We start from the raw sequence: 13,327 nt of genomic DNA, 5'->3' as shown, positions 1-13,327 counted from the left end.
TCTTTAGAATTGAGTAAGGGTTCATTAGACTTATATAATTAAAAGACATGGATATCTATCAAGGATAAGTATTTAACATAATTAAACTTAGGATTTAAAATAATATGTAGTCTTGAAGTTATCAGTTTTGGAGACGTCATATTGCGCTACTAATGTGTAGTGCTAGAAAAAAATAATAAAAAGAACAATCAAGGAAGTATAAAATTGAGAAAACAATTTAATGAAGGTTATTTTGATGGTGAACGTCCACTATTTAAAATTCATACCGCAGATATTAAAGATTCGACTTTTGGACAAGGTGAATCACCATTGAAGGAAGTTGATGATGTTACTTTAGATGATGTTGTCTTCAAATGGAAGTACCCACTTTGGTACGCAAAACATATTAAGGTCGATAATAGTATTTTTGAAACAATGTCACGTTCAGGTATTTGGTATACACATGACATTGAAATTAAAAATTCGGCATTACAAGCACCAAAATTGTTCCGTCGTGCTTCAGATATTAAATTGGAAAATGTTCATTTTTCTGATGCTGAGGAAACAATGTGGACATGTAACAAGATTGACCTGAGAAATGTTCAGGTTAACGGAAATTACTTTGGTAAAGATAGTGAAAATATTTATGCCGAAAATTTGGATGTCATTGGAAATTACGTTTTTGATGGTGCTAAAAATGTTGAAGTTCACAATTCAACGTTTGTTTCTAAAGATGCTTTTTGGAATTGTGAAAATGTAACAGTTTACGATTCTAAAATCAGTGGCGAATATTTAGCTTGGAATACTAAAAACTTAACATTGATCAACTGTACAATTGAAAGTGACCAGGGTCTTTGCTATATCGATGGGTTAAAGATGGTCAATTGTAAAGTTTTACGCACGGATTTGGCATTTGAATACTGTTCAAACATTGATGCCGATATCACAACTAATGTTATGAGTATCAAGAATCCTATCAGTGGAACGATTAAGGTTGATTCAGTTGACAATATTATCTTCGATGATCCTGAAATTGATCCAAGCAAAACAGATATTCAAGTAAGCGCCAATCTTTCACAAAGAGGTGCCTAAATGACTTACGATTTTGAAACTTTGAATAAAAAACGTGCTGGAAATTCAGCTAAATGGGATGTTAAAAATGACGAATTGCCAATGACAATTGCTGATATGGACTTTAAAACCGCACCGGAAATTATCGCAGCATTGCAAGAAAAAATTGCTATGGGATTATTCGGATATGAAGAAGTTCCTGCGGAGTATTTCAAGGCTGTGGCTGATTGGTATGAAACAGAACATGGTGTTCGTCCCAATGAAGATTGGATGATTTTTGCCACTGGGGTTGTACCAGCACTTTCTTCGGTAGTACGTCGTTTGACTTCACTTGGAGATAACGTCTTAGTGCAGGCTCCAGTCTATAATATTTTTTATAATTCCATTGTGAATAGTGGTCGTCATGTTGTTTCAAATGACTTGGTTTATAACCCTCAAACACACCAATATAAGATTGATTTTTCTGACCTCGAAGATAAATTACGTGATCCGTTAACGAATCTGATGATTCTTTGCAATCCTCATAATCCAGTTGGTAAAATTTGGAGTGTTGACGAATTAATACAGATTGCTAGTTTGTGTAACAAATATGATGTGAAATTATTTAGCGATGAAATTCACGGCGATTTAACTTTGAACGAATCAGGTTATCATCCAATTTTTGGCCTAGATGCTAAGTATTTGAACAATGTGGTTGTGGCAGTATCACCAAGTAAAACATTTAATGTTGCTGCAATGCACGCTGCAACGATAATTGTTCCAAATGAGAATCTTCGTGGACAAGTGAGTCGTGGTTTAAACAGTGAGGAGCTGGCTGAACCTAATTTTGTTGCTATTCCGGGAACTATTGCTGCTTATACCAAAGGACACGATTGGCTTTTGGCTTTAAAAGATAAATTACGTGCTAATCGAAAATTAGTTTTAGATTTTATGGGAGAAAATATTCCTAAAATCAAATGGGTTGAAGGTGAAGCAACATACTTGTTATGGTTTGATGTTGCAGAAATTACTGAAGACGCCAATGATTTAGCAAAGTTTATTCGTGAAGACAGTGGTCTGATTGTTACACCGGGGTCCGTTTATGGCGGTGATGGTCAACACTTTATTCGGATGAATATTGCAAGTCCAACAAGTATGATTCAAGATGGCTTGAATAGACTACAGAAATCGATTTACGATTATTCAAAATCATAAATTGGCTTCCGTCTTCAGGGATGAGAATATTCACCTGCTATGCGGACCGATTCGAGCCTGAGAAGCGGTCTCGAATCTCGGTTTGAAGACTTTCCATAGACCGGAAAGTCTCCAAACGCGCCCGGTGGTGTAACGGCTAAAGCCGTAACGCCACACCCACAGCGGGTAAATATTCTCATCCCTTCCGACTAATTTGTCTGTTTTATTAGATAAAATAATTTCTGATGGATTCAAATTTTTAAATATAGACGAATCATATAAAAATGAGTTGCATTACACTTAAGGGAATAATTAGGTGTGATACAACTCATTTTTGCTGATTTTAATATTTGGACAATAATTGGCACAAAAGTTTAAAAAATAATTAATCAAATATCCTATAACTGGTTTTAAGTGAGAACTATAAATTATGGGTCTGAGGATAGTAACTTCGAAATATTAAAAATTGGCTTAATTAAAGACTATAATAATAACTGAAAATAGTTTGTCAAAGCAGGTGAATTTATGAATACTGCAGCATCAGTTATTACGAAAACTAGGGCTCAACCACAATTGCAAACCAATGCTAATAAAAAGCATGTGGGTATTCTCAGTGGAGCCTTTAATCCTATTCACAATGGACATTTGATGATTGCTGAACAGGTTTATGAACAATTGGATCTCGATAAAATTTTATTTATTCCTGATAAAATTCCGCCACATCGAGGTATCAGTCGCTATATTCCCAAAGTCAGTGTTGATGATCGAATCAATATGGTCAAATATGGAATTAGGGATAATCCTCATTTTGAGCTTGATATGACTGATATTGACCTCGGTGGTATCAGTTATACGTATGAAACTATCAAGCGCTTAAAAGAACGTAATCCTAATACAGAGTATTACTTGATTGTTGGTTACGATATGGTTGAAAACCTTCCAAAGTGGTCCCATATTGATGAACTTGTGAAAGAAGTTCATTTTGTTGGAGTCTGTCGTAAGGGCTTTGAAAAGAAGTCAGATTATCCAGTTTTGTGGGTTAATACACCAGTGATTGAAATCAGTTCGACGGTTATTCGGCAACGTGTTCGTGATGGAAAATCACTCAAGTACTTTGTACCAGATGACGTTGCTTGGTATATCAAAGATAAAGGAATCTATAAAAAATAAAGAAAATTTGTTTTATGAAGGAACTGGAAATCAGAAAATGATTGCCAGTTTTTTTTGTGTTTATACGTGACAAAGTTACAAGTAAATTTATAAAATATAATTAAGCTAAAAGTAAGTTAAGAAAATCACATAAAGGGAAGTGAGAATATGAGACGGAAAATAATTATGACAGCAACTGGATTATCAATGGGAATATTATTAACTAATTCAGTTGTACATGTACCAATGCTACATAGTTCAGTTAAAACTAGAAAAATACAAGCTACGAGTATAAATGATTTAGATCAGAGTCTTGGAACACTTACTAGAATTGATAATGATGACGTAAAAGATGGTGGAACGGTTCAAGAAGACTTTGATTCAGCAAACATGAATTGGTTGAGTTATGCGGCCTACTTCCATATTTTTGCACGTTCGGCATCTCTGACGGCTCATACTAATGGAAATCTGGCAGTGGGGGTATTAGATGGACAAGTAGATTTTGGAACAAAGAATCACACCCAATCTCTTGAGGAAGATATTCATTATATTCAAGACTTAGACATGATTGCTAAGAGTTCATTTATTGATAAGGATGATATGAGAAGCAACAAGGTCGTTTTTGGGAGTAACCTTAATGTTGATGTTTCGGGAACAAAAATGACAGTTAATGAAATAGATCTTGATCACTTGCAAAGTGATGAAATATATCAGGACAAGGGTAATAATGTGTACATTGATTTTGAAAGTATCTTTGAAGAGTTGAGTGCGAGATCAGTATATTTAATTGAGCACGATGCATACGACTTAAACGAGTATGATCTTGGGGATCGAAATAGTCGCACAGTAAATTTAAAAGATTTTACACCAAATAACCGAAATGAAATTGTTATTAATTTACCTGCACATGTTTTGAATATGGACACACCTCTTACAATTGATGGAATAAGTAGTAAGAAATCGGGAACAACAGTGATTATTAATGTTGATACTGAAGGAGCTTCAGAATATGATATGAGATCGCCTATCAAAATAAAGTATGACGATGGTACATATAGAAGCAATAAAGAAACAGATGTTTTTGATGATAATCATTTGATTTGGAATTTTTATGACAGTAACCAACCTGACAAACTATTCAAAAATTTGATTAGTATGAATGCAACTTTTCAGGGTAGTGTTTTGGCACCCCAAGCAACTGTCGATGTACATCAAAATTTGGACGGAAATATTGTTGCAAATGATGTAAATATAGTTGGAGGAGAAACACACAGGTGGGATCATCAAGATGGTTCATATGAAATTCCACAAATACCAAAACCAGAGACACCAAAACCAGAGACACCAGAACCAGAGACACCAGAACCAGAGACACCAGAACCAGAGACACCAGAACCAGAGACACCAGAACCAGAGACACCAGAACCAGAGACACCAGAACCAGAGACACCAGAACCAGAGACACCAGAACCAGAGACACCAGAACCAGAGACACCAGAGCCAGAGAAGCCAGACCCAGACCCAGACCCAGACCCAGACCCAGACCCAGACCCAGACCCAGATCCAGACCCAGATCCAGATGTAGACATTGAGGATCCAAACCTGAGACCTGATGTAGATGGTGGATCAGAGAGTCCGTTCCCTGAATTAGTTATTGATGGTGAAGACGAAGATACTTCGGACTCAGCACCGAAAATCATTCAGGGTGGCAATGATTCAGTAACTTCTCCGGCAACAACTAGAGTTGAATCACTTGTTAAAGAAACGGCTAGTAACAGTGGTAATGTTTCTACACCGAACAAAGCGATAACAAACGCGGCTAGTGAAGGTTTCTTACCAAAAACGGGCGTTGCTAGAAGTGGAGTCTTAGGTATTATTGGGACGTCATTGTTAGCGATTATTGGAGCCTTTGGATATAAGCGTAAAAAATAATAAAAAAAAGAATCCATGTTTATGGGTTCTTTTTTTTGATTAGATTCAAAGATAGGTTTACTTTATCAGCTAAAGGAAGTGTACCGTCGATAATCAAATCAGCACTATTGCTAATAAAATTTTCATGGTCTAAAAAAATTGGACGTGCAAAAGTTATATATGTTTTTAGCCATTCCATAATTTCCTCAGTCGTTTTGTTTTGATAGTCACGGATAATTTGTCTAGCTAAACAAATATCTAATGGTGTTTTAATATAAACAACTCGGTCAATATAGGGTGCTAGAATTCCATTTTCGTATCCGAACGGAAAATCAATTAGGATAAATGGAATTTGATTATAGAATTTTTTTAAATCAGCTATTAATGCACTGATGTCATACTGATTTACCGCATCTTTGACGGGTGTGTCGATTGGTGGAGCTGACGGCAGAGCATCAATACTGTAATCATCAAAAGAAATAATTTTACTAGGTAATTTCTCATGTAAAGCGTTGATCAAGGTTGTTTTACCGCTGCCCATAATGCCACTAACAACGATGACAAAACTATCTTTCAAAAAATCACCTCAATTCATTTTGCCATTAACTATACAGCTAGAAGCAAAAAAATAACACCCACAAGGGATGTTTAAGAATTGACTCTCTGACGTTGTGTCTGCATATGTGTATCAGCCAACAATAACGTATAGGAATTAACACCGAAGAAGGCGATAATTACCATCAAGCCAGTTAGAAAGAAACCAAGGAACATGAATCCTAATCCTAGAATCAGTCCAAAGATTGCAAAACAACGCATCATATTTTTAGAAATAGTAACTAAACTCTGTTCACTCTTGAAAGCATAGTGATAAATGGTATCAATTTTCTCAACATGATTGTCGATCGGCTCAGCCTTATGGACCATCAAAGTCATTTGGTATGGCTCGAAACAATCAACAACGCTATCCTCGCCATATTCGTTCGTGACAACCTTTTTAAAACTACCACCGGAAATTGCAAGTGTAGGGTACGAATCTTGTGCTAAAGCCAATTTTAAGCCTTTAGTCAAGGGAACTGTTCCAATGTTGATTATTTTGGAATTCCAGAAACGAGCTAAGACATAAACAGTATTATTAGTGACATGTAAGTCGACGTCGGCAAGATCTAAATTCTCAAGTTGATAAATTTTAAAGATAAATTTGTTTTTTAATATTTGTTTATTGTTCAAACCCTCATAAATATCTTTCGGATTAACACCGTGTACGTAATTGATATATTTTTTAACAAATGTTTCCGAATCAGCGGATAAATTGATATTTTTATTAATTAAGATAGTCATAATTCCCCCAAAAGATGTAACAACTAGAAATAGTATAACAAAAATGTATGCGCTTTTGTGGAAATCTATGAAAACGTTTTACTTTATTCACTAATTGATTGACGTAACCAATTTATTAACAACTTACTTACAATATTTTGTTGTTTAGCATTACTGATTGATGCCTTGTTATCGCCACTTTGCTTACCGTAGCTACCGAAGCCAGCGTGATTACCGCCAGAGATTTGTTCATAAACTGTATTATTTGGGAGTAATTTTTTAGCCTTTTTGTAATTGGTATAGTTTAAAACACCGTCATTAGTTCCAGTTAGTGAGATAATTGGTACTTTTATTTCATGTAAATCACCTTTTTTTTCAGGATAACTTGCTAAAAGGAAGACACCTTTAAGTTTTTTAGAATGATTTTTGGCATAACGGCAGGCCATCGTTCCACCTAGAGAATGTCCCCCAATTACATAGTTAGAATTTCCTTGAACCTTAGAAGCTGCGTTAACATTAAGAACTGCTAAATCAAGTGGGAAACGGACGATATAAACGCTGTAACCCGCTTGTGCCACCTTGTTTGCCCAGATACTGTAACTCTTTGGATCAACCAAAGCACCAGGATAAAAGATGACCTTTGGCTTACTATCATCACCGGAAAATTTGATGGTATTGTCCACAATTGTACTATTTTCAGCTGCTGAATTAGCGACTGTGGATGGTTGATACTCCTTATTTTTAACTACAGCCAGCATGATTAATACTAGAACAACGAGTGTAATGACAATGCCAAGTAGCCATTTTACTGATTTTTTCATAAATTTAACCCCATTTTTAAAATATCTATATCAATATGCATGGTGCTAGTTGACAACTTTTCACAAATATTCGCATCAATTGTATTCTATAGTTTACAAGAAGCTGTATAAAAGCAATTGAATATTTTTACATTCAATTAATAAAGATTAACTTAGTCGGAAGAGTTGGGAAATATTTGTGTGCCGTGGAAGTGGTGTTAGAAGACTTACCGGTCTGTGGTAAGTCTCCAAACCGAGGGTCGGGACCGCACTTCAGGCCCGAGCCGGTCCGCACAGCTAGTGAATATTTCCCAACTCTGTAGACGAGATATTTAACTAGCACCACGAGTATATCAATATTGTACTTTACAACCTGTATAAAAATATGCTACATTTAAGAAAATTAATATGAAGTAGATATTAAAAGAAGGAGTACTATATACTTTATCCACAGGGAGTCAAGGATAGTGAGAGCTTGGCGTGTCGGTATATAGGAAAAACATCTTTGTTTTCTTTTTAGCTGAAATTTCGAGAGTAGGCTATTACGTTGACCAGTACGTTATAATTGGCAAGTATTTAATGTACTTTGAGGTGTTTTTTTATAAAAAACTTGGGTGGTACCGCGGAAAGATTTTTCGTCCCTTTTATGGGGATGGAAGGTCTTTTTTTCGTCTATAGTATTCCGAGAATATAAGGAGAAATCAATGCAAAACGTTTTAGTTAAAGATTTATACAAAAAAGAATTTGCTGACGGTGACCAAATCACTGTTTCTGGTTGGATTCGTACAATTAGAGGTTCAAAGCGAGTTGGATTTATCGAATTAAATGACGGATCATTTTTTAAGAATGTGCAAGTTGTTATGACCAGTGATATGGAAAATTATGCTGACGTTGTTAAGTTCCCAATCAGTACAACTATCAAGGTTGTCGGTGAGTTGGCACTAACTCCTAAAGCACAACAACCTTTTGAGATCCATGCTACTGAGATTATTGAAGAAGGTGCTTCTGACGCTGATTATCCATTGCAAAAGAAGGCTCACTCATATGAATTTATGAGATCAATTGCTCATTTGCGTCCTAGAACAAACACATTTTATTCAGTATTCCGTATCCGTTCACTAGCTGCTTTTGCTATCCACGAATACCTACAACACAATGATTTCGTCTATATTCATACACCAATCATCACTAGTTCTGATGCTGAGGGTGCTGGAGAAATGTTCCAAGTTACAACCCTTGATATGAACAATGTACCAAAGACGGATGATGGAAAAGTTGATTATAGCGAAGACTTCTTTAGAAAAGAAACTAACCTAACAGTTAGTGGACAACTAGAAGTTGAACCATTTGCTTTGGCATTCAGAAACGTTTATACATTCGGTCCTACATTTAGAGCTGAAAACTCACATACTGGACGTCATGCATCTGAATTTTGGATGATCGAACCAGAACTAGCTTTCGCTGACTTGAAAGATGAAATGGATTGTTCCGAAGAGTTATTGAAGTATGTTATCAACTACGTAATGGACAATGCTAAAGAAGAACTCGACTTCTTGAACGAAAACGTAGATAACACATTGATTGATCGTTTGAAAGCTACAGCTGGCGAAGAATTTGCCCATGTAACTTATACTGACGCAATCGATATTTTGGAAAAAGCAACCGATGTTGAATTTGAAGTTAAACCATACTGGGGACTTGACCTAGATTCAGAACATGAACGTTACTTGTCAGAACAAGTTTACAAGAAGCCTGTTTTCATCACAGACTATCCAAAAGACTTTAAGGCATTCTACATGCGTGCTAATGAAGATGGTAAGACCGTCGCTGCAGCTGATTTGTTAGTTCCTGAAATCGGAGAGTTAATTGGTGGTTCACAACGTGAGGAACGTCTTGATAAACTAGAAGCAAGAATGGCTGAACTTGATATGAATGAAGACGACTACAAGTGGTACTTAGAGTTGCGTAAGTACGGTGGTACAGTTCATTCAGGTTTCGGTATCGGATTTGAAAGATTGATCATGTACATCACAGGTATGGAAAATATCAGAGATGTCATTGCTTATCCTAGAACACCGGGTAATGCCGATTTCTAGAGAGAGTGGAGACAGGACGGTCAGCTCCCGAGCATTTTCGTAGATATGAGAATTGCACGCCGGTTTTGCGATTGATTTGCATATGTATGAAAAGCGTGTGTAGCTAATTTTAAAGCCACGGCCTATATAAAAAAGAATTTAAAATAATTTACAAAAAATAACCATATCAATCTTTTTTTGATTGATATGGTTATTTTTTGTTGTTGACAATTAATACATCCTATTACATAATACTTTGTATAACGAGGTATGAAGCTTGAATACACAATTAAAAAAAGGGTTACTAGATATTTGCGTATTAGCCGAGCTAGAGCGAAAAGAATCATATGGATATGCCATCATCAACGATTTAGCTCCGTTGATTGAAGTATCAGAGTCGACATTGTATCCAATTTTAAAGCGACTGCTGGCAAAGAAGGCGATTACGACTAAAAGTAAAATCCACAATAATCGCTTCCGAAAGTATTATCAAATAACCGATGTTGGCCGACAGGAGATTGCTGATTTTGTTGGTGAATGGGGACAAGTTGAAAAAATTATTGGTTTTATAAAGGGAGCAGAGATTGATGAATAAACAAATTTTTTTGAAAACATTAAAAAAACAATTACAAAAATTTGGCGTTAAGAACTCGGATGATTATCTGGAATATTATTCAGAATATTTGGATGATTTAATTGAAAACGGATCCACCGAAGAAGAAGCGGTTCAAAAAGTTGGTGGTGTCAAAAAAGTATTAGTTGAAATCATTTCAGACAATGACGTGGAAATTCCACAAACTAGTGATCGTTTAAAGAGTGCTTTATTGATTGGATCATTGCCGGTTTGGGGGCCTCTGTTGTTGGCAGCATATTTGGTACCAATACTTTTACTGCTGGCAGTTTTACTCATTGCTGTAAGTTTTTTGCTAGCTGGTGGATGGACGCTGGTTGGTAGTTTTGTTGTTATGACTAAGGTTGGTTTATTATATGCTGGGTTTCAACTGGGGATTAGTCTGTTATTTTTAGGCGGTGCGCTTTTGATTGAGCAACTCTTTGCATTCTTAACTCAGAAACTTTTCAGTTTTAATAAATATCTATTTAGAAAATTCAATGTTGGGGGAATCAGAAATGGACTTGTTTAAATTTAATTCAAAAATTGCTTTTTGGGGAATAATTCTTGTTGTGGTTGGATTAGTGCTTGCATTCGCAACATTATTCAGTTTGGACTTTGATATCAGTGCCTTAATTAATCACGGTGGTAGCTGGTATGCTCCAATTAAATGGAAATAGGATATATAACTAAAGGTTGAAAGTATATAGTTAAGTATGCCGTTTCCAGAGCTGAGAGTATTCAATTGCTGTGCGGAACGGCCCGAGCCAGAAAGCGGTCTCGAACCTCGGTTGAAGCCTCGCAAACCCACGAGTCTTCAACACGCCCGGTGGTGTAATTGCTGAAGCAATTACACCACTATCGCTGCAAATGAATACTCTCAGCTCTTCCAACTAGTTTATTTTTTTATGGCAGGAACAAATAAAATAAATACCGCAAAATAAATACTTCTGCTTATTTAAATAAACTTGTTTATGCCTGTAACAATAATAGTTATAGTAGTTTTTCACCTTTCAACTTTTAGATATATAAAAATTAGTCAATTTTAGAATATCAAATCAAATAGGCACTGTAATCTTATTTTGAAGGATTACAGTGCCTATTTGATTTAAGGGGGAAAAGTTATTATCTTATTTTAAATATTTATCCTTCTCAACCAAAATCTTTCGAACATCATCAGTGGATTTAGCATCCATCATCGCATTTCGCAAGTCAGTTGCACCCAATTCTGGACGAGCATAGATTTTGAAGAAACGCTTGAGTGAAGGGAATCGTGGCATATCATAATGCTTGGAAAAATCGTCAAAGAGGTTTAATTGCATTTGTAGCAGATCCAATAATTCATTCAGTGAATGTTTCCTGGATTCCTTTTCAAAAGCAAAGGGATTAGCGAACACGCCACGACCAATCATGATGCCATCAAGTCCGGGATGTTCCTGTGCTAGTTTCAAACCAGCTTGATAGTTGGGAATGTCACCATTAATTTGAATCAAAGTTTCTGGAGCAATTTCGTCACGCATCTTTATCATGTCATCAATTACTTCTAAGTGTGCCGGAACTTTACTCATTTCCATCTTAGTTCGTAAATGAACTGTTAAAACGGCAACGTGTTGTTGTAATAGGAAGGGAATCCAATCCTTAAATTCTTCAACTTTACTGTAACCAAGTCGAGTTTTGGCACTGACAGCCAATCCAGAAGTCTTGGCTGCTGCAATTACATCTTGAGCCCATTGATGGTTTCTAATTAAGTCGCTGCCACCGTGATTTTTGATAACAGTACCGTCAGGGCACCCCATATTGATGTCGATAGCCTCAAAACTTTGTTCTCTCAAAGATGCAGCTGCTCTTTCAAAGTCCTCGGCCTCATTACCCCACAGTTGAACCACGGGACGTTTCTTTTCTCGAGAATCAACGTAGAGTCGACCATGAACGGGAAACTTGGTATTAGTATCAGTGATACTTTTTGCATAGACGAATTCACTGAAAAATGTATCTGGGGGACAGGCCTGTGTAATAACTTGACGAAAGACGGTGTTACTGACAGCTTCCATCGGTGCCATAGTAAAGAAAGGACGTTGCTCTGCTTTTGCTTGGTCTGAAATGGTTGACCAAAATGTTGATTCTGTCAAACTAGATTACCTCTTTAATTGTTTAAAAGTGTTTTTTCATATCCTTATATACTACTAGTTTACGACAGTAGAATCTAATGATTGATTTAAAAAAGATACTTCTAAAGTGATAATACCGTTGAAAATGATTATGGAAGCTGATCAATTTGTGTGGCACATTCAGATTTGACTTCGTTGGTGAGTTCAACTGGTGCAGAAATAATTTTAGCACCTGTTCCCAAGAACATCAGCCAACCGACAAAGTCTTCAATACGAGTTTGGTCAGCCGGATCAACGAAACATTCCAGTTTGGCAGATTGTTGAAACGCGTCGAGAAACTGAAGCGGTTCAGTTGGATGTGGATGTTGCTGAAACTTCAAAATAGATTTTCTATTAAATTGAATTGTTATATTATTATCGGGTTTTGATGATCTAATGATTTTCTTTAGTTCAGCATTTGTCAAAGAATCATTAGTTTCCAAGGGCTTTACATCTTTAATATCAGGAATGTATAATTCTTGAAATTTTTTTTCATCCAAGTTCCACGCATCAACGTACCAGCCATTCTCACGCTGGAAAATATGACGTATCCAAGCTGCAAATCTCTGATTTTTTAATGCTATTTCTACTTGTCGATTGACCAAACAAGTATTCAATAGTGTTTTTAACATAGTCGGTGCAAAGTCGACCAGTTCAATTAATCCAGTATTAGCGGGATTAGTGTGTCCAAACACTAGTAATTCTTGTAGGGTCAATAAATCATCCTGTTGATTTTGAGAAGCAATTGCCATTATTTTTTCGGTAAGAGTATTCCGATTTTTAAGATAGGGTAGTTGAGTATTCATAGTCGCGAGAAAACTGACAAATAACGACTTCAACTCTTCATTATTAAACTGAACTGCAGGCAATAACTTGTTTTGCAAGACTGCATAACCGCCGTCACGACCGACTGAAGAAGTCAGTGGCATTCCGAGTTCTTGGATATCATTGAGATCACGAATAGCAGTACTTCTTGAAATATTGAATTGTTCCATCAGCTCTTTAAGGGTAAAATATTGACGATTATTAATATATCTCATAATCGTATTTATACGCGCAGTTTTATTCATTTTGAAATTTTCTCCAAATAGTGTC

General features: G+C 36.1%; 13 protein-coding genes and 1 other annotated feature. Of the genes, 8 read left to right on the top strand and 5 right to left on the bottom strand.

The window, feature by feature from the left end; genetic code table 11:
* Positions 1–204: 204 nt before the first annotated feature.
* The 4 genes from FFM71_RS04045 (at position 205) to FFM71_RS04030 (ending at position 5,304) form a co-directional block, all read left to right on the top strand.
* The gene (locus FFM71_RS04045; RefSeq protein ID WP_137610910.1) at positions 205–1,071 is read left to right on the top strand and encodes a DUF3737 family protein; all 867 of its coding nucleotides are present in this window, start codon (positions 205–207) and stop codon (positions 1,069–1,071) included.
* A complete protein-coding gene (locus tag FFM71_RS04040) occupies positions 1,072–2,244 on the top strand; it encodes a MalY/PatB family protein (RefSeq protein WP_137610909.1) in 1,173 nt (390 codons plus the stop codon).
* Positions 2,245–2,748: 504 nt separating this feature from the next.
* The gene (locus FFM71_RS04035; protein ID WP_137610908.1) at positions 2,749–3,393 is read left to right on the top strand and encodes a nicotinate-nucleotide adenylyltransferase; all 645 of its coding nucleotides are present in this window, start codon (positions 2,749–2,751) and stop codon (positions 3,391–3,393) included.
* A 147-nt stretch (positions 3,394–3,540) separates the two neighbouring features.
* Positions 3,541–5,304, top strand: coding sequence for a collagen-binding domain-containing protein (locus FFM71_RS04030; protein WP_137610907.1), 1,764 nt, complete (start codon positions 3,541–3,543; stop codon positions 5,302–5,304).
* Positions 5,305–5,323: 19 nt separating this feature from the next.
* Here FFM71_RS04030 and FFM71_RS04025 read toward each other — a convergent pair whose 3' ends face one another.
* The 3 genes from FFM71_RS04025 to FFM71_RS04015 all read right to left on the bottom strand — a co-directional run bounded on the left by FFM71_RS04025 (position 5,324) and on the right by FFM71_RS04015 (position 7,421).
* Positions 5,324–5,860 carry a nucleoside/nucleotide kinase family protein gene (locus FFM71_RS04025; RefSeq protein ID WP_137610906.1) on the bottom strand — a complete coding sequence of 179 codons (537 nt, stop codon included), beginning with the start codon at positions 5,858–5,860 and terminating at the stop codon, positions 5,324–5,326.
* Between the two features lie 71 nt (positions 5,861–5,931).
* Complete coding sequence (locus FFM71_RS04020; RefSeq protein ID WP_137610905.1) at positions 5,932–6,621, bottom strand: hypothetical protein; 690 nt, start codon at positions 6,619–6,621, stop codon at positions 5,932–5,934.
* An 83-nt stretch (positions 6,622–6,704) separates the two neighbouring features.
* A complete protein-coding gene (locus FFM71_RS04015; protein ID WP_137610904.1) occupies positions 6,705–7,421 on the bottom strand; it encodes an alpha/beta hydrolase in 717 nt (238 codons plus the stop codon).
* 389 nt (positions 7,422–7,810) lie between these two features.
* Positions 7,811–8,046 (top strand) — a binding site (T-box leader).
* A gap of 58 nt (positions 8,047–8,104) precedes the next feature.
* Between FFM71_RS04015 and asnS the strand changes: the two genes are divergently transcribed.
* The 4 genes from asnS to FFM71_RS13365 all read left to right on the top strand — a co-directional run bounded on the left by asnS (position 8,105) and on the right by FFM71_RS13365 (position 10,765).
* Complete coding sequence (asnS, locus tag FFM71_RS04010; RefSeq protein WP_137610903.1) at positions 8,105–9,496, top strand: asparagine--tRNA ligase; 1,392 nt, start codon at positions 8,105–8,107, stop codon at positions 9,494–9,496.
* A gap of 256 nt (positions 9,497–9,752) precedes the next feature.
* On the top strand, positions 9,753–10,070 hold the full coding sequence (locus tag FFM71_RS04005) for a PadR family transcriptional regulator (RefSeq protein ID WP_137610902.1): 318 nt from the start codon (positions 9,753–9,755) through the stop codon (positions 10,068–10,070).
* Positions 10,063–10,617, top strand: a complete 555-nt coding sequence (locus tag FFM71_RS04000) for a DUF1700 domain-containing protein (protein WP_137610901.1) — start codon at positions 10,063–10,065, stop codon at positions 10,615–10,617. The genes FFM71_RS04005 and FFM71_RS04000 overlap by 8 nt, the downstream gene beginning before the upstream one ends.
* Positions 10,604–10,765 (top strand): hypothetical protein, encoded by a 162-nt coding sequence (locus FFM71_RS13365; protein ID WP_171000464.1) that lies wholly within the window; start codon positions 10,604–10,606, stop codon positions 10,763–10,765. The genes FFM71_RS04000 and FFM71_RS13365 overlap by 14 nt, the downstream gene beginning before the upstream one ends.
* A gap of 450 nt (positions 10,766–11,215) precedes the next feature.
* Here the strand turns inward: FFM71_RS13365 and FFM71_RS03995 are convergent, their stop codons facing one another.
* Complete coding sequence (locus FFM71_RS03995; protein WP_137610900.1) at positions 11,216–12,214, bottom strand: tRNA dihydrouridine synthase; 999 nt, start codon at positions 12,212–12,214, stop codon at positions 11,216–11,218.
* 128 nt (positions 12,215–12,342) lie between these two features.
* Positions 12,343–13,302 (bottom strand): helix-turn-helix transcriptional regulator, encoded by a 960-nt coding sequence (locus FFM71_RS03990; RefSeq protein ID WP_137610899.1) that lies wholly within the window; start codon positions 13,300–13,302, stop codon positions 12,343–12,345.
* Positions 13,303–13,327 lie beyond the last annotated feature (25 nt).

It is taken from the genome of Companilactobacillus huachuanensis (assembly GCF_005404815.1).
Lineage (GTDB): Bacteria > Bacillota > Bacilli > Lactobacillales > Lactobacillaceae > Companilactobacillus > Companilactobacillus huachuanensis.
Note: the sequence above shows the minus strand (reverse complement) of the source record. Positions and strands in the feature narration are given on the sequence as shown.

Coding starts and splice junctions, on each gene's coding strand:
- FFM71_RS04040 (WP_137610909.1), top strand. CDS start 1,072: ATGACTTACGATTTTGAAACTTTGAATAAAAAACGTGCTGGAAATTCA.
- FFM71_RS04035 (WP_137610908.1), top strand. CDS start 2,749: ATGAATACTGCAGCATCAGTTATTACGAAAACTAGGGCTCAACCACAA.
- FFM71_RS04030 (WP_137610907.1), top strand. CDS start 3,541: ATGAGACGGAAAATAATTATGACAGCAACTGGATTATCAATGGGAATA.
- FFM71_RS04020 (WP_137610905.1), bottom strand. CDS start 6,621: ATGACTATCTTAATTAATAAAAATATCAATTTATCCGCTGATTCGGAA.
- FFM71_RS04015 (WP_137610904.1), bottom strand. CDS start 7,421: ATGAAAAAATCAGTAAAATGGCTACTTGGCATTGTCATTACACTCGTT.
- asnS (WP_137610903.1), top strand. CDS start 8,105: ATGCAAAACGTTTTAGTTAAAGATTTATACAAAAAAGAATTTGCTGAC.
- FFM71_RS04000 (WP_137610901.1), top strand. CDS start 10,063: ATGAATAAACAAATTTTTTTGAAAACATTAAAAAAACAATTACAAAAA.
- FFM71_RS13365 (WP_171000464.1), top strand. CDS start 10,604: ATGGACTTGTTTAAATTTAATTCAAAAATTGCTTTTTGGGGAATAATT.
- FFM71_RS03990 (WP_137610899.1), bottom strand. CDS start 13,302: ATGAATAAAACTGCGCGTATAAATACGATTATGAGATATATTAATAAT.